A 26,739-nucleotide genomic window follows, 5' to 3' on the forward strand; every position below is an offset into this window, starting at 1 on the left:
AAACCGGTATCCGTTTTCGCCGCCATGCCTGCAATGAAATGCACAATTTGGCGCGATGTGCCTTAGCCTTGGGCGAAAAGTCAAGCTTTTGTCGGTTTTTCGGGGATATCGCGCTTGCAAACAAGGGGAAAAACACGTAATAGCCGCCCGTTCATTGCTCGGCACCAGCTGGGGGCTGAACGGAGGGCCGTGTCTTCTTGCCGTTAAAAGCAGGATAGCACGTTGGAAGTCATAAGCGCTTCTGCCTCCCGTGTCTCCGCTCTCGACCGTCTCAAATACGCGTCCTTTCTTCACCGGTTTCCGGCAAAAGAGAAGTCGCAGGGGCTTAGCCGCTGGTGTCGGCGTGATATAACGAAGAAAGGCAAAGCCAATGGCTCTTTATGAACATGTGCTTCTTGCCCGCCAGGACATTTCCCAGCAGCAGGTCGACGCTCTCGTCGAACAGTACAAGGGTGTCCTCGAAGCTAATGGCGGCAAGGTCGGTAAGGTTGAAGCTTGGGGTCTGCGTCCCCTCACCTACCGTATCAACAAGAACCGTAAGGCGTATTATACGCTTCTGAACATCGACGCTCCGGCTGCTGCCGTTGCTGAAATGGAACGTCAGATGCGTATCAATGAAGACGTCCTGCGCTTCATGACCATTCGCGTTGAAGAACACGAAGAAGGCCAGTCGGCTATGCTGACCCGCCGTGACGACCGTCGCGAGCGTGATGGTGATGACCGTCCGCGCCGCCGTGAAGGTGGTTTCGACCGCGGTGATCGTGGCGACCGCGGTGATCGCGGCCCACGTCGCCCACGCGACAACGAAGCTGGTGAAGGAGCATAATCATGGTTGATATCAATCAGATCCCGACCCGCCGTCCTTTCCATCGCCGTCGCAAGACGTGCCCGTTCTCCGGCGCAAACGCACCGAAGATCGACTACAAGGACATCAAGCTTCTGCAGCGTTACATTTCCGAACGCGGCAAGATCGTTCCTTCCCGTATTACGGCTGTCAGCCAGAAGAAGCAGCGTGAACTCGCCAAGGCGATCAAGCGCGCCCGTTTCCTCGGCCTGCTGCCTTACGTTGTGAAGTAAGACTTTTCGGGAGGCATCTCATCAGAGTTTGCCTCCCGGACCCTTTCCTCCCTTGCGATGGGCGCAACGGAGCGTACTGAAAACCCAAGTTGGGGCATTTGCCTCTAACTGCACGAGCCGGCAAGACCGGGGCAGGACAGCGAAACTGATGAAATTCAATGGAACCATAGTTGGTGTCGGCATATTGGCGGGGCTTGCCTCGGCACTGATGTCGTCCGGCGTCATTGTCCAGTCGGGCATGGCGATGGTTCTGTATTTCCTGACACCGCTTCCCATTTTCGTTGCAGCACTCGGCTGGGGTTCGACCGCCGGTATTGTCGCAGCAGCCGTAGCAACTGTAGCGGTCGGCGTTTTCGCCGTTCCGATGGCGGCCCTCCTGATGGCGCTGACGAGCTATATTCCTGCGGCCATCGGTGCATATCTGTCCGGCCTTGCGCGCCCCGCCGAAGAACTGGGCGGACCGAAAGGCGTGATGGTCTGGTATCCGCTGTCGGATATCGTTTTCCGCCTTGCCCTGATGGTGGCGGTTTCCTTCATCATCATCGGCGCTGTTCTGGGCTTCGGCCCGGATATGGCGCGCGAGCTTGCCAATGCGGTTATCGACCGCGTTGCCGAAGCCGACCCGCAATTCACCGCCAGCGATGAAATGCGCAACACCATGTCGGCGCTGCTGATGTTCGCCCTTCCGGCGATCCAGCCCGCCACGTGTCTTGCCATTCTGGTCGGCAATCTCTATCTGGCGCTGCGCCTGACTGCCATGTCGGGCCGCCTGCGCCGTCCGCGTGACGACTGGCCCGCAACGCTGCGCATGCCGCGCACGGCGCTGATCGTTTTCGCGGTTGCACTTGCAGTCGCTTTCCTGTCGGGCGCCGCCGGTCTGGTGGCAACCGTCGTGGTCGGCTCGCTCGGCGCAGGCTTCATGATGGCGGGCCTTGCCATCATGCATATGCGCACACGCGGCAAGGTATGGCGCCCGATGGCGCTGTGGTTTGCCTATTTTGCGATCATTCTTTTCGCATTTCTGCTTTTCGTCTTCATGGTTCTCGGACTTTTCGATACGTCGCGTGGCGCGCCGATCTCGAAAATTCCGGGCAATGACAAACAACAATAACCTGGATTAAACACTCGAAAGGAAACTCCAATGGAAGTCATTCTTCTGGAACGCATTGGCCGCCTCGGCCAGATGGGCGAAACCGTCAAGGTCAAGGACGGCTATGCCCGTAACTTCCTGCTCCCGCAGGGCAAGGCTCTTCGTGCCAACGAAGCCAACAAGAAGAAGTTCGAAGGCCAGCGCGCTCAGCTCGAAGCCCAGAACCTGGAACGCAAGAACGAAGCCAGCGCCGTTGCTGAAAAGCTGAATGGCCAGAGCTTTATCGTCGTGCGTTCGGCTGGTGAAACCGGTCAGCTCTACGGTTCGGTTTCGACCCGCGACATCGCCGACATCATCACCGCAAACGGCTTCACCCTGCACCGCAACCAGGTTGAACTGAACCATCCGATCAAGACCATCGGCCTGCACGAAGTTTCGATTTCGCTGCATCCGGAAGTTCAGGTTGAAGTGACCGTCAACATCGCTCGTTCGAACGAAGAAGCTGAACGTCAGGCAAAGGGTGAAGACCTCACCTCGATCGAAGCCATCTACGGCATCGAAGAAGCCCCGCTTTCGGAAGAAATCTTCGACGAAGACGAAGAAGCTGAAGACCAGGCTTAATTGTTACACTTACCGCCGGAAAAGCCAGCGTTGTCAGCAGGCGTTCCAATGGTGGTAAACTTTAAATGATCATGCCCGGCGACCTCCGCCGGGCATTTTCTCTTTCCAGAACGGGAAAACTGCCTATTCTTCTCCATGGTAATGTATTGGAGAGGGTGCAGACGGAAACGTCCGCGTTGCTTAAGACAGCGTTCCCAGGGCCGGTAGACCTTACGGAAACTGCCTGAAAATCTGATGACAGTGTGGCTCGAGAAGAGGATACACAAGCCGCCTGCCATGCAACCGCATGGATGCTACGCCTGTCTCACTCCATAAAAGGAGATGGGGCCGATGTATGGAATGATGCGTACTGTTCTTTCGCATATGATTAAAACCGGAGACCTGACGGTCACCGATTCTAGTGGTGCGCGTTCGCAGTATGGCGACAAGACCGGGGTGCCGGTTCATATACACTTCAAGACAAAGCACGCCGAGCGCGCCGTAGCGCTCGACCCCGAACTGAAGCTCGCCGAATGTTTCATGGACGGCGAGATCGACTTTCTGGACGGCGATATCTACACGCTGCTTCAAATCGTGTTCGAAAACACCGGGCCGACCGCCGCGACAGAACCGTGGATGAAGGCGCTGGCGAAACTGCGCATCCTGTTCCGCCGCTTCCAGCAGATGAACACGATTGCGCGCTCGTCCGACAATATCAAAAGTCACTACGACCTTTCGGGCGAGCTTTACGACCTGTTTCTCGACCCGGACAAGCAGTATTCCTGCGCCTATTTCGAAACACCGAATGCAACGCTTGCCGAAGCGCAACTTGCAAAAAAGCGCCATATCGCCGCGAAAATGCTGGTGAAGGAAGGCGACAAGGTGCTCGATATCGGCTGCGGCTGGGGCGGCATGGGGCTTTATCTCGCCCGCCATCTCAAGGCCAATGTGACCGGCGTGACCCTTTCGGAAGAACAGCACGGCATCGCCAACCAGCGCGCCGCCGATGAAGGACTTTCCGACCGCGCCAAGTTCGAGCTGACCGACTATCGCAATATCGAAGACAAGTTCGACCGGCTGGTTTCGGTCGGCATGTTCGAGCATGTCGGTGTCGGCCATTTCGCGGAATATTTCCAGCATGTGGCGCGACTGATGAAGCCGGATGGTGTGTTCATGCTGCATGCCATCGGGCGTGCCGATGGACCGGGCGCGACCAATCCGTTCATCCGCAAATATATCTTCCCGGGCGGTTACATTCCTGCTTTGTCGGAAGTGCTGCCGCATATCGAAAAGGCCGGGCTCTATGTCACCGACATCGAAATCCTGCGGCTGCATTATGCGGAAACGCTGAAAGCCTGGCGTGAGGCCTTCATGGCCAATCGCGAACGGGCCAAGGCGCTTTATGACGAACGCTTCTGCCGCATGTGGGAGTTTTATCTGGCCGCATCGGAAAGCGCCTTCCGCTGGCAGAACATGATGGTGTTCCACATCCAGATCGCGCACCGGCAGGAATCCGTTCCGCTGACGCGCAACTATATCGAAGCGGAAGAAAAGCGCCTCAAGCGGCTCGACAGCGCTCCGAAGGGAGCCAATAGCGAGGCCCGCGCCGTCAAGAAAAGCGCGAACGCCTGATCCGGCGAGCACCGGTTCACAAAAAGGGCTGCCGTCTCCGGCAGCCCCTTTTGCATTTTCACTCGACCTTCGGCACTGATCCTTGTTTTAGTCGGCCTTCGGCACTCCGGTTTCCCACTTGTCCCAATGGGTAACGATATCATCGACCAGCGGCGAACCGACGAGATAGATGTTCTGCACCGTCTCCGCAAAACCGCCTGCCGTCTGGCCCGGCGCTGGATCAAGATGCTGCAAGGTGGTTTCGTTCGGGTTGCCCTGATCGAAGTTCACCGAGCCGCGCAGGCTGGCGATACGATCCGTGCCGAACTGGCGCTTAATGACCAGCGTAATTGCAGCCGCTTCCATTTCCGTCACCAGATAATCGTCCGCACCGTAGAGATGCGCGATATATTGCGCCTCTTTCGACAGGCCGGGCCCGTGGAAGAACGTATCGCCGGTCATATGCGTGCCTGTCTTGAGCGACGGCTTGGCCTGTGCCGCCTTGTCGGGATAACGCATGCGATAGTTCTGAGCGTCCTGCGAATCGAGCAGTTCGACCTTCGAATCGAGGCGAAGCGCGGCGGCGATCAGATCTGGATTCAGCTTGAAGACCCGGTAGTCCTCATAACCCTTGCGCGGCATGAAAACCGGCTCGCCGGGCTTGCCTTCTTCCGGCGCCCAGCGATGGCCGAGATCGTAATCGACTAGCCAGGTCGCCCAACTGACATCGCCGATGGTGCCGCGCGATGGCGGCGTACCACCGACGCCCGACAGAATATAATAGCTCTTCGAGAAATCGAAGGCCGGATCGAGCAGAATAGCCTGCAAGCTGGAGGAGGAATTGACCTTGCCCATGCCAAGCACCGAGCCGCAAACGCCGTCATTGTTGCAATAGACCGGCTTCAGCGCGCCCTTCACTTCGATGGGCTTTGCGTCTTTCCAGTAACGGTCATACCACCACTGGAATTCACCGGCGCGATCACCGCTATTCTGTCCGATTTCGAACATGGCGGCGATGAAGACCTTGACCTTGATCGGCTCGGCAGCCGTAGCCGGTGCCGTAAACGAAGCGAGATAAGCAAGGCAGGAAAGCCCGGCTGCGATCAGACGATGCCGCATGAATGAACCTTTGCATGAAGAACCTGTCATCGGGATCTGGCACGACGGTGGACAGGGTGAATTTGATGATCGGGAGGCAGAGTAATATCCACTGCTATTCGCGGCAACGCCCGTCAAGAACATAGCGCTCATGCACAGGCGCAAACTGTGAATCAGTGTGAATCATGGTATAGCTTATCCCTTCCAGCAGGAATCATCCGAAGCCGCGTTGCGTTTGGCATCACATGACGGTTAGCTGGCAGCATCAGGGACAGGATCAAGAATCATGGCGGAAGCGGCGGTACGCAAACTCGAGGATGTGCACGATCAGAAGGACGCACTCTATCGGGAAGCACCACACAATATCGAAGCGGAACAGGCATTGCTGGGCGCAATCCTGATCAACAACGATGCCTTTTACCGCATATCGGACTTCCTGAAGCCGACCCATTTCTTTGAGCCGCTGCATCGCCGTATCTACGAAATCACCACCGATCTGATCCGCGTCGGTAAGATGGCCAATCCGGTTACGATGAAGACCTTTCTGCCCGAGGGCAAGGTCGGCGATCTTTCGATCTTCCAATATGTCACCCGCCTTGCCACCGAGGCCGTCACCATCATCAATGCTGCCGATTATGGCCGCGCGATCTACGATCTGGCGACCCGCCGCGCGCTAATCGGGATCGGCGAGGACATGGTCAATCTCGCCTATGATGCGCCGGTCGACAACGCGCCGCAGGAGCAGATCGAGGACGCCGAGCGCCGCCTGTTCGAACTGGCAGAAACCGGTCGTTACGATGGCGGATTCCTGCCGTTCAAGGACGCCGTGACCACCGCCGTGGACATGGCCAATGCCGCTTTCATGCGCGATGGCCACCTGTCGGGTATCTCCACCGGCATTCACACGCTCGACGGCAAGATGGGCGGCTTGCAGCCGTCCGACTTGATCATCCTCGCCGGACGTCCGGGCATGGGTAAAACCTCGCTCGCCACCAATATCGCCTTCAACATCGCCAATGCCTATGAGGGCGAACAGCAGGCCGATGGAACGGTGAAAGCCAAGAATGGCGGTGTAGTCGGCTTCTTCTCGCTCGAAATGTCGGCGGAACAGCTCGCCACCCGTATCATTTCCGAGCAGACGGAAGTGTCGTCCTCGAAAATCCGCCGTGGTGATATCACCGAGACCGATTTCGAAAAGCTGGTCGCCTGCTCGCAGGTGATGCAGAAAATCCCGCTTTATATCGACCAGACCGGTGGTATTTCCATCGCGCAGCTGGCCGCCCGCGCCCGTCGCCTCAAGCGCCAGCGCGGCCTTGATGTTCTGGTCATCGACTACGTGCAGCTGATGACCGGCTCGTCCAAGGCCTCGGCACAGAACCGCGTGCAGGAAATCACCGAAATCACCACCGGCCTGAAGGCGCTCGGCAAGGAACTGAACGTTCCGATCATCGCGCTTTCCCAGCTCTCGCGTCAGGTGGAAAGCCGCGACGACAAGCGCCCGCAGCTCTCCGATCTTCGTGAATCGGGCTCGATCGAGCAGGACGCCGACGTGGTGCTGTTCGTGTTCCGCGAGGAATATTACGTCAAGAACCTCGAACCGCGCGACGAGTTCGACCCGAAATACGAAGAATGGAAGCAGCATTTTGAAAAAGTGCGCGGCACTGCCGATGTCATCATCGCCAAGCAGCGCCACGGACCGACCGGCACGGTCAAGCTCGCCTTCCAGTCCGAATTCACGCGATTTGCAGATCTGGCCGAGGGTTCCTATCTTCCCGAACAGTATGAATAATATCTCTTCGAAAAAGGCGCGTCTCTGATGGCCAAGGCGCGCATTCAGTTCATCTGCCAAAATTGCGGCACAGTGCATACGCGCTGGGCGGGCAAGTGCGATTCCTGCGGCGAGTGGAACACGCTTGTCGAGGAAGGCACCAATAGCGGTATCGGTTCCGGTCCGGGCGCCATGTTGTCGAAGCGCAAGGGCCGCGCCGTGGCGCTGACCTCGCTGTCCGGCGACATTGAAGATGCCCCGCGCATTATTTCCGGCATCAGCGAACTCGACCGTGTAACCGGCGGCGGCTTCGTGCGCGGTTCTGCGCTGTTGATCGGCGGCGATCCCGGCATCGGCAAGTCAACGCTTTTGACGCAGGCGGCAGCAGCCCTTGCCAATCGCGGCCACCGCATCGTCTATGTTTCAGGCGAAGAAGCGGTCGCGCAGATCCGCTTGCGCGCGCAGCGTCTCGGTGTCGCCACATCGGCAGTGGAACTTGCCGCCGAAACCAATGTCGAAGACATCATCGCCACCATTTCCGACGGCAAACGTCCCGATCTCGTCATCATCGATTCGATCCAGACCTTGTGGACCGACATGGCGGATTCTGCCCCTGGCACGGTCACACAGGTGCGCTCCTCGGCACAGGCCATGATCCGTTACGCCAAGCAGACCGGCGCTGCGGTTGTTCTGGTCGGCCATGTCACCAAGGACGGCCAGATTGCCGGTCCCCGCGTGGTCGAACACATGGTCGATGGTGTTCTCTATTTCGAAGGCGAAGGCGGGCATCATTACCGCATCCTGCGCACGGTGAAAAACCGCTTTGGCCCCACCGACGAAATCGGCGTTTTTGAAATGTCCGATGGCGGCTTGCGTGAAGTGTCCAATCCGTCGGAGCTTTTTCTGGGCGAACGCAACGAAAAAGCGCCGGGAGCGGCGGTTTTTGCCGGGATGGAAGGCACGCGCCCGGTTCTGGTGGAAATTCAGGCCCTTGTCGCACCCTCCTCGCTCGGCACGCCGCGCCGCGCGGTGGTGGGCTGGGATGGCGGGCGTCTCGCCATGATTCTCGCCGTGCTGGAATCCCATTGCGGGGTGCGTTTTGGGCAGCATGACGTCTATCTGAATGTCGCGGGCGGCTATCGGATCAGCGAACCGGCTGCCGATATTGCGGTTGCATCGGCGCTTGTTTCCTCCATGGCCGGTATTGCCCTTCCGCCAGATTGTGTTTATTTCGGCGAAATCAGCCTTTCCGGTGCTGTTCGTGCGGTGACGCATGCAGTACAGAGATTGAAGGAAGCGGAGAAACTCGGCTTCCGGCAGGCGGAAGTGCCAAGCGGCAGCGGCGAACTTTGGAAAGATCGCAGCTTCCGTCTCATGGAAACCGCCGCCCTGCCCGACCTCGTTGCGCGCATTGCAGCATCGGGTGCCGGAAAGAAGTAATAATTCAGGGGCTTAACGCGGGAAGATTCTGTCAACCTTCCGATGTTAAGCTTCCGCGTCTTTGACTGCCCTGCGCACCGGAACGCATGCGCGAAACACTGAGGACAGGCCAGAATGCCGATAACCATACTTGATGGAATTCTACTCGGAATAACGCTGGTATCAGCGGTTCTGGCGATGGTGCGCGGGTTTTCCCGCGAAGTGCTGTCGCTGGTATCCTGGGCCGCTGCCGCCGCTGCTGCATTCCTGTTCTACAAGCCGGTGCTGCCCTACATAAAGCCCTATATCAATAACGACACGCTGGCCATGATCGCCGCTATGGCTGCGGTTTTCCTCGTGGTGCTGATCATCGTTTCGCTGATCACCATGAAGATCGCGGATTTCATCATCGACAGCCGCATCGGCGCGCTCGACCGCACGCTGGGCTTCCTGTTCGGTGCGGCCCGCGGCGTGCTTCTGATGGTCGTCGCCATGCTGTTCTTCAACTGGGCGGTGCCGGATAACCAGCCTGCGTGGATCACCAACGCCAAATCGAAGCCGATGCTCGATTCCTTCGGCGAACAGTTGCGCAATCTCCTGCCGGCTGACCCGGAAAAGATGGTCGACAAGTTCAAGCCGCAGCAGAACAATGCTCCGGCCACTGGCGAGCAGGAAGAAGCGCCTGTCCCGGATGACGCGCCTGCACAGCAATGATCACAATCTGATGTGAAAAATTGAAACCGGCTTGTGCCGGTTTCATCTGTTTTTGGCCCCAATAAAGGCCTATATGATCAGCTTAACTGACGCGGGTTCAAGGGATCGCTTTCAAAACGGCGTCCTTTCATGTAAATGTTGTTTTTAACAACCCGCAATCGAAAGGCCTTGCGGACAATGTTCCAACAGTCGCATGATGAGACTTCCTTTATGCTGGATGACGACACCCTGCATGAAGAGTGTGGTGTATTCGGCATTTTGGGTCATGAGGACGCCGCAGCGCTGACAGCGCTCGGTCTGCACGCCCTTCAACATCGCGGGCAGGAAGCCGCCGGTATTGTGTCCTATCACAATCGCCGCTTCCACTCCGAACGCCATATGGGCCTCGTCGGGGACCATTTCACCGACGCCGCCACGCTGAACCGCCTGCCCGGCGACCGCGCCATCGGCCATGTGCGCTATTCCACCACCGGCGAAACGATCCTGCGCAATGTGCAGCCGCTTTTCGCAGAACTGGAAGTCGGCGGCATTGCGATTGCCCATAACGGCAATTTCACCAACGGCATTTCGCTGCGCAAACAGCTGATCGCCTCGGGTGCGATCTTCCAGGCGACTTCCGATACGGAAGTCGTTTTGCATATGATCGCCCGGTCGCGTTTCGCCTCGTCTTCCGACCGTTTCGTGGATGCGATCCGTCAGGTTGAGGGCGGTTATGCCATGCTGGCGCTGACCCGCACCAAGCTGATCGCCGCGCGTGACAGCATCGGCATCCGTCCGCTCGTCATGGGCGAACTGGACGGCAAGCCGATCTTCTGCTCGGAAACCTGCGCCCTCGACATCATCGGCGCGAAATATATTCGCGACGTCGAAAATGGCGAAGTGATCGTCTGCGAAATCCAGCAGGACGGCTCGATCACCACCCAGTCCATCAAGGCGGAAAACCCGCAGCCGGAACGGCTGTGCCTGTTCGAATATGTCTATTTCGCCCGTCCGGATTCGGTCGTCGGCGGACGCAGCGTCTATGTGGCGCGCAAGAACATGGGCATTGAACTCGCCGGTGAAGCCGGTGTCGAAGCGGATGTCATCGTGCCGGTGCCCGATGGCGGTACGCCTGCGGCGCTCGGCTTTGCGCAGGCAAGCGGCATTCCATTCGAATATGGCATCATCCGCAATCACTATGTCGGTCGCACCTTCATCGAGCCGACGCAGCAGATTCGCGCCCTGGGCGTAAAGCTGAAGCATTCGGCCAATCGCGCCATGATCGAAGGCAAGCGTGTTGTGCTCGTGGATGATTCCATCGTGCGCGGCACCACTTCGGTCAAGATCGTGCAGATGATGCGCGATGCGGGTGCGAAGGAAGTGCATATTCGCGTGGCAAGCCCGATGATCTATCATCCGGATTTCTACGGCATCGATACACCGCATGCCGACAAGCTTCTGGCCAATCAGCATGAAGATCTGGAATCCATGTGCCGTTACATCGGTGCGGATTCGCTGGCCTTCCTGTCCATCGACGGTCTCTACAAGGCTGTCGGCGGCAAGGTTCGTGATCCGAAGGCGCCTGCCTTCACGGATCACTATTTCACGGGTGACTACCCGACCCGCCTTCTCGATCAGGAAGGCGAAAGCAACATCCACACGCTGTCGCTGCTTGCCAGCAACGGCTGACGCATATTCGCGAACGGGCGGCCTCCGGGCCGCTCCAATCTCTTCATAAAAGTCATTGGGGACGGAATGACAATCGACCTTACGGGCCGGCTGGCCTTGGTAACGGGCGCATCGCGCGGCATTGGCTATTTTCTTTCGCTGGAACTGGCAAAGCGCGGCGCGCATGTGATCGCTGTGGCGCGCACTGTCGGCGGCCTTGAAGAGCTGGACGACGACATTCGCAAGCTCGGCGGCAACGCGACTTTGGTGCCGCTCGACATCACCGACATGGAAGCCATCGACCGCCTTGGCGGCTCGATCCACGAGCGCTGGGGCAAACTGGATATCATGGTCGCCAATGCGGGCGTGCTGGGCACCATCTCCCCGATCGGCCATGTGGAGGCAAAGACCTTCGAGAAGGTCATGAATGTCAACGTGACGAGCGTTTGGCGTCTGATCCGCTCCACGGACCCGCTACTGCGTCTTTCCGATGCCGGGCGCGCTATTCTGCTTTCATCCGGCGTTGCGCATAGCTGCCGCGCCTTCTGGGGGCCTTATGCGGCCTCCAAGGCGGCTGTCGAGGTCATGGCCCGCAGCTGGGCCGAAGAGACCAGGCAGATGGCGCTGAACATCAACTCGGTCAATCCCGGCGCAACCCGCACCGCCATGCGCGCACAGGCGATGCCGGGCGAAGACCCTGACACCCTGCCGACACCGCAGGAAGTGGCCGAAAAAATCGTGAAGCTTGCCGATCCGGCGCTCAATGTCACGGGCAAGCTGTTCGACGTGCGGCAGGACCGCTTCCTCGACTATCACATGCCGTCCTAATACTATTTGGCTGGCCTTGCCAATTAGCAAGGCCAGCGTTATTTTACAAATACTTGCCCCTTCGCTGCCTTGTCTTCGGCCTTTTTTAGCGGGCTTTTTCCCTCTCCCCTCCCAAAGAAATCCATCGTCACCGGCATGCGCTTTCGCACGCCGCAACTCACTTCATTTGTCTGGAGAACAGAATGGCTGACAACCAAGCCCGATTTCACGTCATCAGCGGCGGACCCGGATCGGGGAAGAGCACGCTGATCGACGCACTCGAACAGCACGGCTACGCCCGCACCGCGGAGGCCGGACGCGCCATCATTCAGGATCAGGTTGCCATTGGTGGCACGGCCCTGCCCTGGGACGACCGCGCTCTTTTCGCCGAGCTCATGTTATCGTGGGAAATGCGCTCATACCGCTTGGCGCAAGACCAAACAGGGCCGGTCTTCTTTGATCGCGGCGTGCCGGATGTGATCGGCTATCTTTCGCTTTGCAACTTGCCCGTACCGCCGCATATGGAAGCGGCAGCACAGCAGATTCGTTATAACAAAACAGTGTTTCTCGCCCCGCCATGGCCGAAGATTTTTGGGCAAGATGCCGAGCGCAAGCAGGATTTCGACGAGGCTGTGCGCACCTTCACGGCGATGGAAACAACCTATCGCCGGTTCGGATATGAAATCGCGCTCCTGCCGAAAACTTCGGTTGAGGAGCGCGTTGCGTTCATTCTGGAAAAGCTGCCGTCAGTTTTCTTCTGACGCCGACGACTTTTCTTCCTCGCTCTCGGTCGCGGGTTCTTCCGCCGCTGCCCGATCCGCAGCCTCGCGGCGGTTCCACGCGGCAAGGCTGAACGGCAGGAACGCCAGATAGGCGAGAGCTGTCAGGCTCAGCGTCTGCCATGTGAAGCTCATCAGGAACGCCACGTAGACGACCACGCAGAGGATCAGCGGCATGACGATATCGCGGCGCACGAGGCTGCCCGCCGATTTGCCGTTATAGACTGGCAGGCGGCTCACCAGCAGGAACGCGATGGCTACCGTATAGATGGCGACGCCGAAGGCCAGCCCGCGCGAGGGCGTCAGGCCGAGAAAACCGAGATAGACCGGCAGCAGCACCAGCATGGCCCCTGCGGGCGCAGGCACGCCGATGAAATAATTGCTCTGCCATGCAGGCCGGTTCGGGTCTTCCAGCATCACATTGAAGCGCGCAAGACGAAGGCAGCAGGCAATCGCATAGAGAAGACCGGCGATCCAGCCGAAGGAACGCGCCTGATCCAGCATGAAAGCATAAAGCACCAGCGCGGGCGCAACGCCGAAATTGACGATATCGGCCAATGAATCCATCTGCTCGCCGAATTTCGACGAGCCTTTCATCATGCGCGCGACACGTCCGTCGATGCCGTCGAGAAATGCCGCAACCAGCACCATAGCGACGGCCAGCTCGAAGCGGTTTTCGAAAGCAAGACGAATCCCGGTCAGACCAGCGCAAATGGCCAAAACCGTAATGAGGTTCGGAATAACAATACGCAGCGGTATCTGCGACAGCTTTGGGCCGCGGGATGAATCCACGCGGCCATTGGGCTCAAAAGGCGGAAAAGGTGTTCCCATCGGCTACGCAATCCGGACGACGGGTTCGCTACGGTTGCTGCCATAATCGGCAAGCACCGTTTCACCAGCAACAGCCGTCTGACCGACGGCAACGCGCACAGCCGCATCGGCAGGCAGATAGACATCGACGCGGGAACCGAAGCGGATAAGGCCAAAACGTTCTCCGACCGACAGATCGTCATCCTGATTGGACCAGCACACGATGCGGCGCGCCACCAGACCAGCGATCTGCACCACGCCGACCTTGCCATGCGGGCTCTCGATCAGAACGCTGTTGCGTTCGTTTTCGGTGCTGGCCTTGTCGAGTTCGGCATTGAGGAACTTGCCCGGGCGATGCTCGACCTTAACGATCTGACCACGAACCGGCGAGCGGTTGATGTGCACGGAAAAGACATTCATGAACACGGAAACGCGCGTCAGCGGCTCGTCACCGAGATCAAGCTCCGCAGGCGGAATGGCCGGGCCGACGAAGGATACCTTGCCGTCAGCCGGGCTGATGACGAGATCATCGTCCATCGGCGTCACGCGCTCGGGATCACGGTAGAAATAGATGCACCAAACCGTCAGCACCATGCCGATCCAGAACAGCGGATCCCACAACCAGCCAAGGATCAGCGAAACCACGAAAAAGCCCGCTATGAACGGATAGCCTTCCCGGTGAATCGGCACGAAAGTGTTGCGGATAGTGTCAGTCAGGCTCATCGCTTGTTCCTCGCGTTTCGCCGTATGTAGCGCATCCCTTCCAGAATCTCAAAATGCATTTCGCAATTTATGCACGACTGTCAGGTGGCGTGATCACTCCGCCGCAGGCGTACCGCGCACAACGACGCCCAATTCGTCACTTTCGCGCACCTGACGCAGGCGTTCTTCGGCTTCGTCGGCCTCGCGCTGGCGATCCCACATCGAAGCATAAAGGCCTTTGTGCTTCAGAAGCTGGCGATGCGTGCCGCGCTCGGCGATCAAGCCATCCTTCAACACGATGATTTCATCAGCACCGATCACCGTTGAAAGGCGGTGCGCGATAACCAGCGTCGTGCGGCCACGGCTGACGATATCCAGCGCCGACTGGATTTCCTGCTCGGTCGCCGTGTCCAGCGCCGAGGTCGCTTCATCGAGGATCAGGATCGGCGGTGCTTTCAGGATCGTGCGCGCAATCGCCACGCGCTGCTTTTCGCCACCTGAAAGCTTCAGGCCGCGCTCGCCCACCATGGACTTATAGCCGTCCGGCAGATGCTGGATGAAACGGGAGATCTGCGCCATTTCGGCTGCCTTCTCCACCTCTTCCTCGGTCGCATCGGTGCGGCCATAGCGGATATTATAGGCGATGGTGTCGTTGAACAGCACCGTATCCTGCGGGACCATGCCGATAACCTTACGCAGGCTTTCCTGCGTCACATCGCGGACATCCTGCCCGTCGATGGTCACCGAGCCCGACTGGATATCGTAGAAGCGGAACAGCAGCCGCGAGATGGTGGACTTGCCCGCGCCCGAAGGCCCGACAATCGCCACGGTCTTGCCCGCCGGAACTTCGAAGCTGATGCCCTTGAGGATCGGGCGATTGGAATCATAGGCAAAATGCACGTCATCGAAGCGGATTGCGCCCTTGTCGACCTGCACCGGCTTGGCATCCGGCTTGTCACTCACTTCCTGCTTTACGTCGAGCAGGTCGAACATCTGTTCGATATCGGTCAGACCCTGACGGATTTCGCGATAGATGAAGCCGATGAAGTTGAGCGGAATGGAAAGCTGCATCAACAGCGCATTGATGAACACGAAATCGCCGATGGATTGCGTTCCGGCGCGCACTTCCAGCGCCGACATCACCATGACGATCGCCATGCCGACACCGAAGATCACCGCCTGACCGAAGTTCAGCCAGCCGAGTGAGGTCCAGGTCTGGGTCGCAGCCTTTTCATAACGCGCCATGGAGCTATCGAAACGCTTGGCCTCCATCGCCTCATTGCCAAAATATTTCACGGTCTCGAAGTTCAGCAGGGAGTCGATAGCCTTGGTGTTGGCGTCCGTATCGGAATCATTCATCTCGCGACGGATGTTAATGCGCCAATCGCTCGCCTTGATGGTGAACCACGTATAGAGCCACACCGTCGCCGCGACGACGACCAGATAGGAAATGCCGTAGGAGACGGCGAAGATCACCGCCGTCATTGCAAATTCCAGAATGGTCGGCAGAGTGTTGAGAATGGTGAAGCGGACGATGGTTTCGATGCCCTTCGTGCCGCGCTCGATCACGCGTGACAGGCCGCCCGTGCGCCGCTCCAGATGAAAGCGCAGCGAAAGCTGGTGCATGTGCACGAACGTCCGATAGGCGAGCTGACGCACCGCATATTGGCCGACACTGGCAAACAGCGCGTCACGCAGCTGGTTGAGACCGGCCTGCACGACCCTCGATCCGTTATAGGCCACCACCAGCATGACCGCGCCGGTCAGGAAGAGCGGCACATAGCCCGGCGCTTGCAACTGTCCGTTCAGCGCATTCGTCGCCCATTTGAAGAAATAGGGAACGAGAATGAGTACGATCTTCGAAATGACCAGATAGAACGTCGCCCACACCACGCGCATGCGCAGGTCCGGCCTGCCCTCGGGCCACATATAGGGCCAGAGATTGCGCAGGGTCTTGAATGTTTCGCCGGATTCGGCAGAAACCGTTTTGGAGGAGCTCATCAGGCGTTCTTTCGGGTCAGATCATAACGTGCAACAACCACCGGCGAATGCGGCAAGGTGGGTGCGAATGGCATTGATTTGCTGCCAGTTGACGCTGTAGCGCGAAGACTGGCGTTCGGGTCTATAGTCGATCAGCCTTGCGGTCACGAGAACCTTCAAATGCTGCGAAACAGTGGATTGGGCGAGATCCAGCCTGCCGACAATGTCCTTGCAGCAGCAGGCGTCCTCAAGGATCAGCTGCCGTAAGATGGCGATACGCACCGGATGCCCCAGCGCGGCATAGATCCGCGCGGCATCCTCGTCGCCTTTCGCCATCGTGCCGAGATCGGCTGCGGGCTGATCATTCATGGAAATCTTCATCGTATATCGACGATAAACGATTATACCTTAAAGCACAAGATTTCACGGCGTCTTTTCCAAAAAACGCCGTGAATGTAAAAACAAGCTATCGTGATTGTTGAGTATAATGAAGACCGGTCAGTTTTGACGTTCTTGCCTCTGGCGCTTCACTTCCTCATCGCCCAGTGGTTCTTTCGGCATGTGGAACACCTGCCCCGGCCAGATGAGGTCCGGATTCCTGATCTGCTCGCGATTGGCCAGATAGATCGTTGTGTAGCGTGTGCCCTTGCCATAAGCGCGCTTGGAAATCGTCCACAGATTGTCGCCGCGGCGGATGATCACCGAACCATCGACCTTTTGCAACGTGGCCTTGTCCTCGGCACCGGCTTCCGCGGGCACAGCGCCACCGGCGGCGGGGGCAACCGCCGAAATATTTGCGCCAGCCTCGCGGCGGAACGGCACACGCGCAGTTGCGACGATTCGATTGGCATTGTCGAGCAGATCGGCGCGAATGATGTAATCGGCGACAGCCAGCGGCTGCGTGCTCTGCACGAGGAAACGGCCTTCCGGCGAAACGGCGCTGGAGCCGATCAGAATATCGTTGGCATGGACGATCACGCGATTTCCGCCCTTGGCGTTGCCTGCCACGAAGATGGCGTCTCCTTCGATTTCCACCGCTTCGATGGCAATCGGAAGTTCCTCCGCAGGCTTGGCCTGCGAGCTTTCGCCCGGGGTCGGCGCTGTAGCCGCGCCATTCGACGGGCCGGAAGCGCTGTCGGCGGGCTGCGCGGGAGCCGCTTCGGGCTTGGTGATCAGGCGGCTTGCTGCGCCCGGCTCTTCAACCAGCGCCAGAACCTGTCCGCTTTTTGAATCCGGCACGGAGACAATGGCGGTTTGGGCGGAAGTGGCAACCTTGTCCTGCCCGGAGGCGCGCAGCACCAGCTGATGATCGCCCGGCTTCAAAGGATCGTCCAGCACCACGACGAAATCGCCATTGGGGCCTGCCTTGGCCTTGCCGAGAACACTGGCGCCCGCCACGACTTCGACGTCCGAATTCGGCATGGCCTTGCCTGCGATCACCACGGAGCCATCCGGTTCTACGCGCAAGACGTCGAAGATCGGCGTCTGGTGTTGCTGTTCCGGTTCAACGGCAGCCTGTTCGGTAGGGGTGGTCGGCTTATCAGCCTTTGGCGCAGCCGCAGCGGATTGCGCTGGCGGTGTTTCCGTCTGGGGCGTTTGCGGCTGTGCTGCCTGTTGTTCGCCGCCGGAAGCGGCGGGCGCGGAAACGCCGGCCTTCGGCGTATCTGGCTCTGTCTTTTTCGCGTTCCAATAAAGACCAAGCCCGACAATAACCGCCATCACGCCAGCGCCGAGCAATCCAAAGCTGTTCTTCTGCATTTCGTTTCGAAACCCACGCCAGAGACTTGCGCGTTTCCGGTTAAAACGGAGACTTTGGAACCGCGCTATCTATTTTGTCTGCGCATTATCCAACGCAAAACCGCTTCGCACTTTTGCTGGAAATGCTAACTTCTTCCCCTGTCGCATTATCCAACACAAAACCGCTTCGCACTTTTGCTGGAAATGCTCTCTAGAATGGGTTTATAGCTTTTGGCTTCCCCCCACAACAAATCTGCACCGAATTAGCGAAAGCTACGAGGGTTTTTCTTAGCTTGCTTATTGTTCTGCACAGCTTGTAGGCTTTTCCTGTTCCGGGTCGTCCATAAGGTTGTAGAGACTGGCCTCCTGGCCCTTGGTCCACCAGACATAAACGCCACCGGCATATTTCGCGCCGGAGCCGGAAATAACGTTGGAAGCGATGATGGTTTCATCATCCAGCTCAAGCTCGGCCAGCGAAATATCACCGGCATTGTAATAGGTGACGGACACGTCCTTTTCGCCGCATTTATAAAGGACGGAATTGGTCGTCACCGCCGTATCGTCCGGCAGTTTGATGGTAATTTCAGCAGCAGATGCCGCGGAGGCGGTCAGGGACAGTGCAAAAAGCGCGACGGACAATTTCATTGGTGACAACATTTTCAAATTCACTCCGATTTGATTTGCAAAATAAGACTTAGAATACCGGCCCTGAATGTACAGGACATGAACGGTTTTTGCGCCACTGCGGCGTGACGCCCGACTTGACGCTTACGCATCAAAAGCCCAAAAAAGCACTATGTCTGAGATTCGATCCATTTGCGTTTATTGCGGCTCTTCCATGGGCCAGAACCCCATCTATCGCGAAGCGGGACTGGCGCTTGGCCGCTCGATTGCCGAGCATGGCCTGCGCCTTGTCTATGGCGGCGGCACACGCGGCATCATGGGCGCGGTGTCGCAGGGCGTGATGGAAGCTGGCGGCGAAGTCACCGGCATCATCCCGACTTTCCTGCTCAACAAGGAAGCAAGCCTCGAAAAGGCGGAACAGCTGACCGAACTGATCGTCGTTGACGATATGCACGAGCGCAAGCACCTGATGTTCCAGAAGTCGGATGCATTCGTCACACTGCCCGGCGGCATCGGCACGGTCGAGGAAATCGTCGAGATGATGACTTGGGGACAGCTCGGCAAGCATCGCAAGCCGATGGTCTTCGCCAATATCAACAATTTCTGGCAGCCCATGCTGTCGCTGCTCGACCACATGCGCGCGGAAGGGTTTCTCCATACCGCCCATCAGGTGCAGCCGCTGGTCATCGACCGGGCGGAAGACATTGTGCCGGCCATCATCGCCGCCAATGGCAAGCCGCGCGAAGGCGACCGCGAAATCATCGAAAAGATGTAAGCCCTGCCCTCACAAGGGCTGCCTTCTTATTCTTTATGCATTGAACCATCTGTACCGCCCGTACAGATGGTTTTTGTTTTTAGAGCATAATCCGATCGGAGTGAAACGAGGATCGATAAGATTATGCTTGAAATATAGAAGCTTAGAGCGCTCATCTGATTCATTCAGATCGAAACGCGCTCTAAGCACGCAACTGCCACCACAGCCCATTGAAAAACGTTCACCCATATGGTTGACTATTTCCATGGATGACGTATATTCAACCTTACGGGTGAATAATGAACGAGGATGCTCTGTCACATATTCTCAAAGCCGTCGGAGACGTTACGCGACGGCATATCTTGACGCTGCTCGTACAGGAGGGGCCATCAAGAGTGACTGCGCTCGCCGCTCATTTCGACATGTCGCTCAACTCGGTCTCCAAGCACATCAAGGTGCTGGAGGAAGCAGGGTTGGTCACCCGCAAGACTTTGGGCCGCGAGCATTTCATTGCCGCTGAACTGGAACCAGTACGGGAAGTGGAAAACTGGTTCGCGGAACTGAAGTCTGTCTGGGAACTGCGCCTGACGGCGCTGGAGGATGTACTCGTTTCGAAGGAACAGGAAAATGAGTGAGCTTGAACTGACAGTCAATCGCAGGATCGCCGCTCCCCGGGAGAAGGTTTTCAACGCATGGCTCTCGCCCGCAACGCTGGCGAAATTCATGCGCGCATCAAGCGACAGCACCGGTCCGTCCGATGTCACCACGGATGCGGTGAAAGGCGGTCGCTTCTCCATTTTGATGCACATGGTCGACCGCGACGTGCCGCATTCGGGCACCTATCTCGAAATCGACCCCCATGCGCATCTGGCATTCACGTGGAATTCGCCCCATTCGCTGGACGACAGCGTGGTGACGATCGACCTGAAGGAAGTGGACCCGAACACCACTGACATCACGCTGAAGCAGGTCAAATTCCGCAGCCCCGAAGCGCGCGACGGCCACATCAAAGGCTGGACCACCATTCTGACGAATTTCGACGGACTGGCCAACTAAGCCTGACGATAGAAATAAAAATGCTGGGCGCTCGGCCCGGCATTTACTGCTTTATTTCTTCACCAGTGTCACAACCGCTTCCACATGCGGCGACCACAGGAACTGGTCGATGGGCGTGACGCGCTGGATGCGATAGCCACCCTTTACCAGAATGGCGAGATCGCGGGCGAGCGTCACCGGGTTACACGACACGGCAACCACCCTTTCCACTTTGGACTTGGCCAGTTCCTGCGCCTGTTCTTCGGCACCCGCACGCGGCGGATCGAAGACCACGGCGTTGTATGGCAGCAATTCCTTCGGCATCAGCGGACGGCGGAACAGGTCGCGCCGCTCGACCGAGACAGGCTTCAAGCCCTGCACATGGCGCACGCCACGATCGAGCGCCGCCAGCGCGGCAGCGTCGCTTTCCACCGCATGGACAGCGCTTTTCTCTGCGATTCTGAGTGCAAACGTACCGACACCGCAGAAGAGATCGGCCACACGCTTTGCCTTGCCGACATGGTTCAGCACCAACGCCGTCATGGTTTCCTCGGCTTCAGCCGTCGCTTGCAGGAAGCAGCCGGGCGGCACTGGCACCGGAACCTTGCCGAAATGGATCAGTGGCTTTTTCGGCTCGACGATGATTTCGCCCTCGTGGGAAAGACGCGCAAAGCCTTTCTTGATGACCAGCGCGGTCAGGGCGCGGCGCTGGTCGTCATCCAGCACTCCGCAGCCGCTTGCCGCCAGATCGAGGCCGGATGCCGTCAGTGTTGCCGCCAGCTTGAACGGTTTGGAACCGGGCGCCAGCAAAGCGCCGACATCGCGCAGATCGTCGAGGCGCACAATGATTTCCGGCACAGTAACCGGGCATTCGACAATATCGATGATTTCGTGGCTGAGATGGCGATTGAAGCCGAGCAGAACGCCCTTTTCCGTCTTGCGCGCGGCAAAAACGGCGCGGCGGCGCGTATGCGGCGCGCAGGCCACCAGCGGTTCAACCTCTGCGTCGATGCCCCTGCCCTTCAGGGCCGCGACCACCAGTTCGCGCTTCCACAGGCGATAAGGCTCATCCTGCCAGTGTTGCAGCGCGCAACCGCCGCAGGCTTCGAAATGCTGGCAGGCCGGGTCCTGCCGTTCCGGCGAGGCTTCCAGCAAGGCCATCAGCGTCGCGCGGTTCTTGTCGCGCGCCACATTGGCCACTTCGCCCGGCAGGGTGAAAGGCACATAGATCTGACCATCGGGAAGATTGGCGACGCCATCGCCGCCCGCACCAATCGAGCGGATATTAACTTGCCCCGTTACTGGCGTCGTCATTGGTCTTTCTTTCCTGCCAAGAGATATTCACGATTGCCATCACCACCTTCGATGGGCGACGGGCAAAGGCCGAGCGCGCGCCAGCCAGGCTGCGTCTCAAGCCAGAGTTTGAGTTCTTCTGCGATGCGTTCGCCGTCTGCCGCGTCGCGCAAAATGCCGCCCTTGCCGATGGCTTCACGTCCTGCCTCGAATTGCGGCTTCACGAGAAGCGCGCAGATAGCATCTTTTTGCGCAAAGGCCAATGCCGGGGGCAAAGCCAGCTTGAGCGAGATGAAACTGACATCAGAGACAACGCAGTCGATGTCGCGTCCATCGAGATGGATAAGCTCCAGCGCGCGGGCGTTGACGCCCTCCTTGTTGGTGACGCGGGGATCAGCGCGCAGGCTGTCATGCAATTGGTCGTGGCCGACATCGATAGCGATGACATGGCTTGCACCGCGCTCCAGCAACACCTGCGTAAAGCCTCCGGTGGATGCGCCAATATCGAGCGCCGTGCGCCCCGTCACATCGAGGTCGAAATGATCAAGCGCCGCAATCAGTTTCAACGCGGCGCGGGAGACATAGGCGCTGGCCGGGTCGTCCACCGCGATTGCCGCGTTCTGCGCCACGGTCTGGCCCGGCTTGGTGACGGCTTTGCCATCCACCTTGACCGTGCCGCGCTGGATCGCATCGCGGGCGCGCGAGCGCGTGGCGAACAATCCGCGTTCCACCAGCAACTGGTCAAGGCGCGGACGACTATCGGCAGATGGCACGCTCATAGGATCAGGCCCTGAAATCAGGCACGGAACGGTGTCGCGATATCTTCGCGGCCAAGCGCCGAAAAGACCGTGTGCACGATACCGGCACGGTCGAGACCAGCGCTGGCATACATCGCATCCGGCTTGCCGTGATCCTGATAGAGATCGGGCAGCGTCAGCGCACGAACCTTGAGGCCGCGATCCAGCAAGCCATCGGTGGCGAGGAATTGCAGCACATGCGAGGCAAAGCCGCCTACCGCACCCTCTTCGACCGTCACCAGCACTTCATGCTCACGGGCGAGACGACGGATGAGATCGTGATCGAGTGGCTTGGCAAAGCGCGCATCAGCAACTGTCGTCGAAAGTCCGGCAGCGCCCAGATCATCGGCGGCGGCAAGGCATTCCTGCAACCGCGTCCCGAAGGATAGCAGCGCCACTTTGGTGCCTTCGCGCACGATGCGGCCCTTGCCGATTTCCAGCACCGAGCCGCGCTCCGGCAGATCGACGCCGACGCCGTCACCACGCGGATAGCGGAAGGAAATCGGGCTTTCGTCATATTCGGCGGCAGTGCGCACCATATGGCGCAGTTCAGCCTCGTCGGAAGCCGCCATGACGACAAACCCCGGCAGAGCCGCGAGGAAACCCGTATCGAAGGAGCCTGCATGGGTGGCGCCATCGGCACCCACCAGACCGGCGCGGTCGATGGGGAAGCGAACCGGAAGGTTCTGGATCGACACATCATGCACGACCTGATCGTAACCACGCTGCAGGAAGGTCGAGTAAATAGCGCAGAACGGCTTGAAGCCCTCGCTGGCGAGACCGGCTGCAAATGTGACGGCGTGCTGTTCGGCAATGCCCACATCGAAAGTGCGCTTCGGGAACACTTCACCGAAGAGATCAAGCCCGGTGCCGGTCGGCATGGCGGCAGTGATCGCCACGATCTTGTCGTCGTGACGCGCTTCTTCGATCAGGCTCGTGCCGAAAATCTTGGTATAGCTCGGCGCATTCGCAGGCGGCTTCGCCTGTTTGCCGGTGATGACATCGAACTTGTTGACGCCATGATATTTGTCGGCGGCAGCTTCGGCAGGCGCATAGCCCTTGCCCTTCTGCGTCACCACATGGATCAGCACAGGGCCTTTTTGCGTATCGCGCACATTTTTCAGCACGGGCAGAAGATGGTCGAGATTATGCCCGTCGATAGGACCGACATAATAGAAGCCCAGCTCCTCGAACAGCGTGCCGCCGGTGAAGAAGGCGCGGGCATATTCTTCTGACTTGCGCGCCTTGTCCTGAAGAAATTTCGGCAGTTTTTGCGCTACCTGCTTGGCGGCTTCGCGAACGCTGCGATAGGTGCGGCCCGAAACGAGGCGCGCCAGATACGCGCTCATGGCGCCGGTCGGCGGCGCAATCGACATGTCGTTGTCGTTGAGGATCACGATAAGCCGCGCATCCAGCGCACCGGCATTGTTCATCGCCTCATAGGCCATGCCAGCCGACATGGAACCGTCGCCGATGACGGCAATGACATTGCGCTTTTCGCCGGAAAGATCGCTGGCCACCGCCATGCCGAGACCGGCGGAAATCGACGTCGAGGAATGCGCCGCGCCGAATGGATCATATTCGCTCTCGGAACGCTTGGTGAAGCCGGACAAGCCGCCTTCCTGCCGCAGCGTGCGGATGCGGTCGCGACGACCGGTCAGGATCTTGTGCGGATAGGCCTGATGGCCGACGTCCCAGATGATGCGGTCATGCGGCGTATCGAAAACATGGTGCAGCGCGACCGTCAGCTCGACCACGCCCAGCCCCGCGCCCAGATGCCCGCCCGTGGTGGACACGGCGTCGATCAGTTCGGCGCGCAGTTCTGCCGTCAGTTGCGGCAGGTCCTGCTCCGGCAAAGCGCGCAGGCGATCCGGGGTCGGCGCCTTGTCGAGCAATGGGGTGTTGGGTCGGGACATCGAAACAACCTGTCTTTGGGATTATCTGGATTGGTCGTCGGTATAGCAGCAGCGTGGCCAGATCAAGCAGCGCAGGCCGATCTGCGCCAATCTAACACGATAAGAAGTCAAATCATGCAATGCTACACGCATGTCGTCACCGGAAAACCGGTTCCCACTTTTCCGCGACATACGCTATCATTCAGGCAAAGGTATGAAATCCTGTTCGTCGCCCGGCACGATATCGAAACGACCTGTGCGCCATTCTTCCTTGGCCTGCTCGATGCGCTCCTTGGAGGATGAAACGAAATTCCACCAGATGTAACGTTTCGAGCCAAGCGCCGCACCGCCGAAAAGCATGATATGCGCGCCTTCAGGCCCGGCCTGCACGACGATATCGTCACCGGGGCGGAAGGCCAGAAGCCGGTCGGGCGGAAACACTTCGCCGCCAATGCCCACATTGCCGCTCAGCGTATAGATCGCGCGTTCTTCCGCTGTCGGCGGAATGGGAAAACGACCATGCGGCTTGATGCGGATATCGGCATAAAGCGTATCGGCATGCTGGATGACCGGCGATTTCAGCCCAAGCATCGAACCGATGATCAGGCGACCGTCAAATTCCGGATCCGTCATCAACGGCAGATCGGGCGCATTGGTATGATAGAAATGCGGGTCGATTTCTTCCAGCGCATCGGGCAGCGCCAGCCAAGTCTGCACGCCGGAAATCGAGAGCGGCCCATTGCGCTCTTCTTCCGGCGAGCGCTCGGAATGCACAATGCCGCGCCCCGCCGTCATGAGGTTCACATCGCCGGGCCGCACCACCATTTCCGTGCCGAGGCTGTCGCGGTGGCGGATATGCCCATCGAACAGATAGGTGACCGTCGAAAGGCCGATATGCGGATGCGGGCGCACATCGAGCGCATCGCCATCGCGCAGCACTGCCGGACCCATGCGGTCGAAGAAGATGAACGGCCCCACCAGCCTGCGGCGAACGGTCGGCAGCGCGCGGCGCACTTCCAGCCCGCCAATGTCGCTTGTGCGCGGAATTACCAGCGTCTCAATCGCATCCACTGTCGTCTTGTCGCCAAGCACCGGATCGGGACAGGGGAAAAAGCTCATGAGACATCCTTTCCAACCGGATCAGCCGCAAAACCAGCCGATCAAATCTGTTCAAAACAAAACCGCACCGGCAGGCCGGTGCGGTCCGCATTCATCAATATGGCGCTAGCTCCACGCTTTTCCAGAGCCGCATTATCCTACGCATCGAAGCGGGATCAGAAATCAGTCCAGTGGACTGATTTCCCCGCGTAGGCGCTACGCACTTTTGCTGGAAATGCTTTAGCGACCCTGCAACAACTTGGAAAGCGCGTTGGTGTCCGGCACCTGACCGTTGGCGGTCAGCTTGTCCACCAGACCCGGCAACACCTGCGAAAGCTGGTTCAGCAATTCCTGCTGGTCAATGCCTGCATGCTGGGCAATTTCGCTAAGCGTCTTCTGGCCAATAGCATCGCCAAGCTGGCCCGGCTCGATGGGATGGTTCTGCCCCTGGCCGACCCAAGATTCAACCTTTTCACCAAGACCTGCCTGGTTCAGCTGTTCCAGCAGACCGCCAAGGCCACCGCTGAGCGGACCCGGCGCGGAAGGTGCTGCCGATGCGTTGCCCGCAGCAGCGCCACCAAGCAGGCCACCAAGCCCGCCGAGAATGCCACCGAGCAATCCACCACCAAGGCCGCCAGCCTGACCCGCAGACGGTGCAGCAGAAGCATTACCGGCAGCGCCGCCGCCAAGCAGGCCACCGAGAAGATCGCCCAAGCCGCCGCCAGCCTGAGACTGGTCAGGCACCGGCTGCGCCTGCGTCGGTGCGGGTTCTTCCTTGCTGCCGCCGAGCATCTTGCCAACCAGCAACGCGCCAAGTGCAATCATGATTGGCTTGGCAAGACTGCCGCCGGGGATCGGCGAACCGTTTGAGTTATCGTCGTAACTACCCATGACGCAATACTCCCTGTTATCCCATGCAGCTTGACGTGCATGCGGTAAGTTGAAGTTAAAACGATTTCTCGTTTTGACAAGCATATTAACTTGCCTCTGCGCAATAAATATGAAAATTTTCCGCGAGCGCGAAACAAATGTTTATCTGCGCTTCGGGAGATATAAGATGTCTGTAATAAGCTGGATCATACTCGGCCTGATTGCTGGTTTCGTCGGCAGCAAAATCGTTAATAAAAGCGGTCAAGGCGTCTTCTTTGACATCGCATTGGGTATTGTCGGCGCAATCGTCGGCGGCGTGCTTTCATCTTCACTGTTCGGGCGCGGCGTCACCGGCGCATTCGATCCGATCAGCCTTATCATCGCCATTGTCGGCGCAGTCATCGTGCTTTGGGCCTATCACGCCATCACCGGCAAACGTTCTATCGGCTGATATTTTGATTTATATGTTTCCGGCTCCGGTCCGCGCCGGAGCCGTTTGCGTTTCAGGACCAGCGGTTTCTCAGCAAAGATGTT

26 protein-coding genes and 1 pseudogene are annotated in these 26,739 nt (G+C 58.6%); 15 read left to right on the forward strand and 12 right to left on the reverse strand.

All coding sequences use genetic code 11. From position 1 onward, the window contains the following. Positions 1-370 precede the first annotated feature (370 nt). From rpsF to WIX40_RS11410, 5 genes are all read left to right on the forward strand, one after another. The gene (rpsF, locus tag WIX40_RS11390; protein WP_121537353.1) at positions 371-826 is read left to right on the forward strand and encodes a 30S ribosomal protein S6; all 456 of its coding nucleotides are present in this window, start codon (positions 371-373) and stop codon (positions 824-826) included. 2 nt (positions 827-828) lie between these two features. Beyond that, positions 829-1,077, forward strand: coding sequence for a 30S ribosomal protein S18 (rpsR, locus tag WIX40_RS11395; RefSeq protein WP_006466219.1), 249 nt, complete (start codon positions 829-831; stop codon positions 1,075-1,077). 148 nt (positions 1,078-1,225) lie between these two features. After that, the gene (locus WIX40_RS11400; protein ID WP_339439936.1) at positions 1,226-2,188 is read left to right on the forward strand and encodes a DUF2232 domain-containing protein; all 963 of its coding nucleotides are present in this window, start codon (positions 1,226-1,228) and stop codon (positions 2,186-2,188) included. A 30-nt stretch (positions 2,189-2,218) separates the two neighbouring features. Continuing rightward, positions 2,219-2,788, forward strand: a complete 570-nt coding sequence (gene rplI, locus WIX40_RS11405; RefSeq protein ID WP_109368476.1) for a 50S ribosomal protein L9 — start codon at positions 2,219-2,221, stop codon at positions 2,786-2,788. Between the two features lie 330 nt (positions 2,789-3,118). Beyond that, entirely contained in the window at positions 3,119-4,399 is a 1,281-nt protein-coding gene (locus WIX40_RS11410; protein WP_109368475.1) for a cyclopropane fatty acid synthase, read from the forward strand. 87 nt (positions 4,400-4,486) lie between these two features. Here WIX40_RS11410 and WIX40_RS11415 read toward each other — a convergent pair whose 3' ends face one another. After that, complete coding sequence (locus WIX40_RS11415) at positions 4,487-5,497, reverse strand: purine-nucleoside phosphorylase (protein WP_339439937.1); 1,011 nt, start codon at positions 5,495-5,497, stop codon at positions 4,487-4,489. A 265-nt stretch (positions 5,498-5,762) separates the two neighbouring features. Between WIX40_RS11415 and WIX40_RS11420 the strand changes: the two genes are divergently transcribed. The 6 genes from WIX40_RS11420 to WIX40_RS11445 all read left to right on the forward strand — a co-directional run bounded on the left by WIX40_RS11420 (position 5,763) and on the right by WIX40_RS11445 (position 12,592). Next, positions 5,763-7,265, forward strand: a complete 1,503-nt coding sequence (locus WIX40_RS11420; protein ID WP_339439938.1) for a replicative DNA helicase — start codon at positions 5,763-5,765, stop codon at positions 7,263-7,265. A 27-nt stretch (positions 7,266-7,292) separates the two neighbouring features. Further along, positions 7,293-8,684: a DNA repair protein RadA gene (gene radA / locus WIX40_RS11425; RefSeq protein WP_109368472.1), complete on the forward strand. Its 1,392-nt coding sequence runs from the start codon at positions 7,293-7,295 to the stop codon at positions 8,682-8,684. A 114-nt stretch (positions 8,685-8,798) separates the two neighbouring features. After that, complete coding sequence (locus tag WIX40_RS11430; RefSeq protein ID WP_109368471.1) at positions 8,799-9,377, forward strand: CvpA family protein; 579 nt, start codon at positions 8,799-8,801, stop codon at positions 9,375-9,377. Between the two features lie 177 nt (positions 9,378-9,554). Further along, positions 9,555-11,045: an amidophosphoribosyltransferase gene (gene purF, locus WIX40_RS11435; RefSeq protein ID WP_109368470.1), complete on the forward strand. Its 1,491-nt coding sequence runs from the start codon at positions 9,555-9,557 to the stop codon at positions 11,043-11,045. Positions 11,046-11,111: 66 nt separating this feature from the next. Then, entirely contained in the window at positions 11,112-11,852 is a 741-nt protein-coding gene (locus WIX40_RS11440) for an SDR family NAD(P)-dependent oxidoreductase (protein ID WP_109368469.1), read from the forward strand. Between the two features lie 182 nt (positions 11,853-12,034). Further along, positions 12,035-12,592, forward strand: coding sequence for an AAA family ATPase (locus WIX40_RS11445; RefSeq protein WP_339439939.1), 558 nt, complete (start codon positions 12,035-12,037; stop codon positions 12,590-12,592). Here WIX40_RS11445 and pssA read toward each other — a convergent pair. From pssA to WIX40_RS11480, 6 genes and pseudogenes are all read right to left on the reverse strand, one after another. Beyond that, complete coding sequence (pssA, locus tag WIX40_RS11450) at positions 12,578-13,441, reverse strand: CDP-diacylglycerol--serine O-phosphatidyltransferase (RefSeq protein WP_339439940.1); 864 nt, start codon at positions 13,439-13,441, stop codon at positions 12,578-12,580. The two genes, WIX40_RS11445 and pssA, sit on opposite strands and share 15 nt — an antisense overlap. Positions 13,442-13,444: 3 nt before the next feature. After that, a pseudogene (locus WIX40_RS11455) lies at positions 13,445-14,149 on the reverse strand (phosphatidylserine decarboxylase); the annotation flags it as partial. Positions 14,150-14,236: 87 nt separating this feature from the next. After that, complete coding sequence (locus tag WIX40_RS11460; RefSeq protein WP_339439941.1) at positions 14,237-16,123, reverse strand: ABCB family ABC transporter ATP-binding protein/permease; 1,887 nt, start codon at positions 16,121-16,123, stop codon at positions 14,237-14,239. Positions 16,124-16,144: 21 nt separating this feature from the next. Beyond that, entirely contained in the window at positions 16,145-16,471 is a 327-nt protein-coding gene (locus WIX40_RS11465) for an ArsR/SmtB family transcription factor (protein ID WP_349496900.1), read from the reverse strand. Positions 16,472-16,600: 129 nt separating this feature from the next. Beyond that, positions 16,601-17,860 carry a LysM peptidoglycan-binding domain-containing protein gene (locus tag WIX40_RS11470; protein WP_339439942.1) on the reverse strand — a complete coding sequence of 420 codons (1,260 nt, stop codon included), beginning with the start codon at positions 17,858-17,860 and terminating at the stop codon, positions 16,601-16,603. A 276-nt stretch (positions 17,861-18,136) separates the two neighbouring features. Further along, positions 18,137-18,496 carry an MliC family protein gene (locus WIX40_RS11480; protein ID WP_371834129.1) on the reverse strand — a complete coding sequence of 120 codons (360 nt, stop codon included), beginning with the start codon at positions 18,494-18,496 and terminating at the stop codon, positions 18,137-18,139. 139 nt (positions 18,497-18,635) lie between these two features. Here WIX40_RS11480 and WIX40_RS11485 point away from each other — a divergent pair, with 139 nt between their 5' ends. From WIX40_RS11485 to WIX40_RS11495, 3 genes are all read left to right on the forward strand, one after another. Next, on the forward strand, positions 18,636-19,238 hold the full coding sequence (locus tag WIX40_RS11485) for an LOG family protein (protein ID WP_339439944.1): 603 nt from the start codon (positions 18,636-18,638) through the stop codon (positions 19,236-19,238). A gap of 278 nt (positions 19,239-19,516) precedes the next feature. Further along, positions 19,517-19,852, forward strand: coding sequence for an ArsR/SmtB family transcription factor (locus tag WIX40_RS11490; RefSeq protein ID WP_109368460.1), 336 nt, complete (start codon positions 19,517-19,519; stop codon positions 19,850-19,852). Then, positions 19,845-20,273 (forward strand): SRPBCC family protein, encoded by a 429-nt coding sequence (locus WIX40_RS11495; RefSeq protein WP_339439945.1) that lies wholly within the window; start codon positions 19,845-19,847, stop codon positions 20,271-20,273. The genes WIX40_RS11490 and WIX40_RS11495 overlap by 8 nt, the downstream gene beginning before the upstream one ends. A 51-nt stretch (positions 20,274-20,324) precedes the next feature. Here the strand turns inward: WIX40_RS11495 and WIX40_RS11500 are convergent, their stop codons facing one another. The 5 genes from WIX40_RS11500 to WIX40_RS11520 form a co-directional block, all read right to left on the reverse strand. After that, a complete protein-coding gene (locus WIX40_RS11500; protein ID WP_339439946.1) occupies positions 20,325-21,566 on the reverse strand; it encodes a class I SAM-dependent RNA methyltransferase in 1,242 nt (413 codons plus the stop codon). Beyond that, complete coding sequence (locus tag WIX40_RS11505) at positions 21,563-22,324, reverse strand: TlyA family RNA methyltransferase (RefSeq protein WP_124915195.1); 762 nt, start codon at positions 22,322-22,324, stop codon at positions 21,563-21,565. The genes WIX40_RS11500 and WIX40_RS11505 overlap by 4 nt, the downstream gene beginning before the upstream one ends. Before the next feature lie 17 nt (positions 22,325-22,341). Next, the gene (gene dxs / locus WIX40_RS11510) at positions 22,342-24,258 is read right to left on the reverse strand and encodes a 1-deoxy-D-xylulose-5-phosphate synthase (protein WP_339439947.1); all 1,917 of its coding nucleotides are present in this window, start codon (positions 24,256-24,258) and stop codon (positions 22,342-22,344) included. Positions 24,259-24,435: 177 nt separating this feature from the next. Continuing rightward, a complete protein-coding gene (locus WIX40_RS11515; protein ID WP_339439948.1) occupies positions 24,436-25,356 on the reverse strand; it encodes a pirin family protein in 921 nt (306 codons plus the stop codon). A gap of 219 nt (positions 25,357-25,575) precedes the next feature. Beyond that, complete coding sequence (locus WIX40_RS11520; RefSeq protein WP_109368453.1) at positions 25,576-26,226, reverse strand: YidB family protein; 651 nt, start codon at positions 26,224-26,226, stop codon at positions 25,576-25,578. Between the two features lie 166 nt (positions 26,227-26,392). On the opposite strand from WIX40_RS11520, the gene WIX40_RS11525 reads away from it, so the two are divergent. After that, complete coding sequence (locus WIX40_RS11525; RefSeq protein WP_109370181.1) at positions 26,393-26,656, forward strand: GlsB/YeaQ/YmgE family stress response membrane protein; 264 nt, start codon at positions 26,393-26,395, stop codon at positions 26,654-26,656. Positions 26,657-26,739: the final 83 nt, after the last annotated feature.

Source organism: Ochrobactrum teleogrylli, assembly GCF_037482325.1.
GTDB lineage: Bacteria > Pseudomonadota > Alphaproteobacteria > Rhizobiales > Rhizobiaceae > Brucella > Brucella teleogrylli.

What these genes read in the sequence shown, in the direction of transcription:
- rpsF (WP_121537353.1), top strand. Translation starts at nt 371, where the DNA reads ATGGCTCTTTATGAACATGTGCTTCTTGCCCGCCAGGACATTTCCCAG.
- rpsR (WP_006466219.1), top strand. Translation starts at nt 829, where the DNA reads ATGGTTGATATCAATCAGATCCCGACCCGCCGTCCTTTCCATCGCCGT.
- WIX40_RS11400 (WP_339439936.1), top strand. Translation starts at nt 1,226, where the DNA reads ATGAAATTCAATGGAACCATAGTTGGTGTCGGCATATTGGCGGGGCTT.
- rplI (WP_109368476.1), top strand. Translation starts at nt 2,219, where the DNA reads ATGGAAGTCATTCTTCTGGAACGCATTGGCCGCCTCGGCCAGATGGGC.
- WIX40_RS11410 (WP_109368475.1), top strand. Translation starts at nt 3,119, where the DNA reads ATGTATGGAATGATGCGTACTGTTCTTTCGCATATGATTAAAACCGGA.
- WIX40_RS11415 (WP_339439937.1), bottom strand. Translation starts at nt 5,497, where the DNA reads ATGCGGCATCGTCTGATCGCAGCCGGGCTTTCCTGCCTTGCTTATCTC.
- WIX40_RS11420 (WP_339439938.1), top strand. Translation starts at nt 5,763, where the DNA reads ATGGCGGAAGCGGCGGTACGCAAACTCGAGGATGTGCACGATCAGAAG.
- radA (WP_109368472.1), top strand. Translation starts at nt 7,293, where the DNA reads ATGGCCAAGGCGCGCATTCAGTTCATCTGCCAAAATTGCGGCACAGTG.
- WIX40_RS11430 (WP_109368471.1), top strand. Translation starts at nt 8,799, where the DNA reads ATGCCGATAACCATACTTGATGGAATTCTACTCGGAATAACGCTGGTA.
- purF (WP_109368470.1), top strand. Translation starts at nt 9,555, where the DNA reads ATGTTCCAACAGTCGCATGATGAGACTTCCTTTATGCTGGATGACGAC.
- WIX40_RS11440 (WP_109368469.1), top strand. Translation starts at nt 11,112, where the DNA reads ATGACAATCGACCTTACGGGCCGGCTGGCCTTGGTAACGGGCGCATCG.
- WIX40_RS11445 (WP_339439939.1), top strand. Translation starts at nt 12,035, where the DNA reads ATGGCTGACAACCAAGCCCGATTTCACGTCATCAGCGGCGGACCCGGA.
- pssA (WP_339439940.1), bottom strand. Translation starts at nt 13,441, where the DNA reads ATGGGAACACCTTTTCCGCCTTTTGAGCCCAATGGCCGCGTGGATTCA.
- WIX40_RS11460 (WP_339439941.1), bottom strand. Translation starts at nt 16,123, where the DNA reads ATGAGCTCCTCCAAAACGGTTTCTGCCGAATCCGGCGAAACATTCAAG.
- WIX40_RS11465 (WP_349496900.1), bottom strand. Translation starts at nt 16,471, where the DNA reads ATGAATGATCAGCCCGCAGCCGATCTCGGCACGATGGCGAAAGGCGAC.
- WIX40_RS11470 (WP_339439942.1), bottom strand. Translation starts at nt 17,860, where the DNA reads ATGCAGAAGAACAGCTTTGGATTGCTCGGCGCTGGCGTGATGGCGGTT.
- WIX40_RS11480 (WP_371834129.1), bottom strand. Translation starts at nt 18,496, where the DNA reads ATGTTGTCACCAATGAAATTGTCCGTCGCGCTTTTTGCACTGTCCCTG.
- WIX40_RS11485 (WP_339439944.1), top strand. Translation starts at nt 18,636, where the DNA reads ATGTCTGAGATTCGATCCATTTGCGTTTATTGCGGCTCTTCCATGGGC.
- WIX40_RS11490 (WP_109368460.1), top strand. Translation starts at nt 19,517, where the DNA reads ATGAACGAGGATGCTCTGTCACATATTCTCAAAGCCGTCGGAGACGTT.
- WIX40_RS11495 (WP_339439945.1), top strand. Translation starts at nt 19,845, where the DNA reads ATGAGTGAGCTTGAACTGACAGTCAATCGCAGGATCGCCGCTCCCCGG.
- WIX40_RS11500 (WP_339439946.1), bottom strand. Translation starts at nt 21,566, where the DNA reads ATGACGACGCCAGTAACGGGGCAAGTTAATATCCGCTCGATTGGTGCG.
- WIX40_RS11505 (WP_124915195.1), bottom strand. Translation starts at nt 22,324, where the DNA reads ATGAGCGTGCCATCTGCCGATAGTCGTCCGCGCCTTGACCAGTTGCTG.
- dxs (WP_339439947.1), bottom strand. Translation starts at nt 24,258, where the DNA reads ATGTCCCGACCCAACACCCCATTGCTCGACAAGGCGCCGACCCCGGAT.
- WIX40_RS11515 (WP_339439948.1), bottom strand. Translation starts at nt 25,356, where the DNA reads ATGAGCTTTTTCCCCTGTCCCGATCCGGTGCTTGGCGACAAGACGACA.
- WIX40_RS11520 (WP_109368453.1), bottom strand. Translation starts at nt 26,226, where the DNA reads ATGGGTAGTTACGACGATAACTCAAACGGTTCGCCGATCCCCGGCGGC.
- WIX40_RS11525 (WP_109370181.1), top strand. Translation starts at nt 26,393, where the DNA reads ATGTCTGTAATAAGCTGGATCATACTCGGCCTGATTGCTGGTTTCGTC.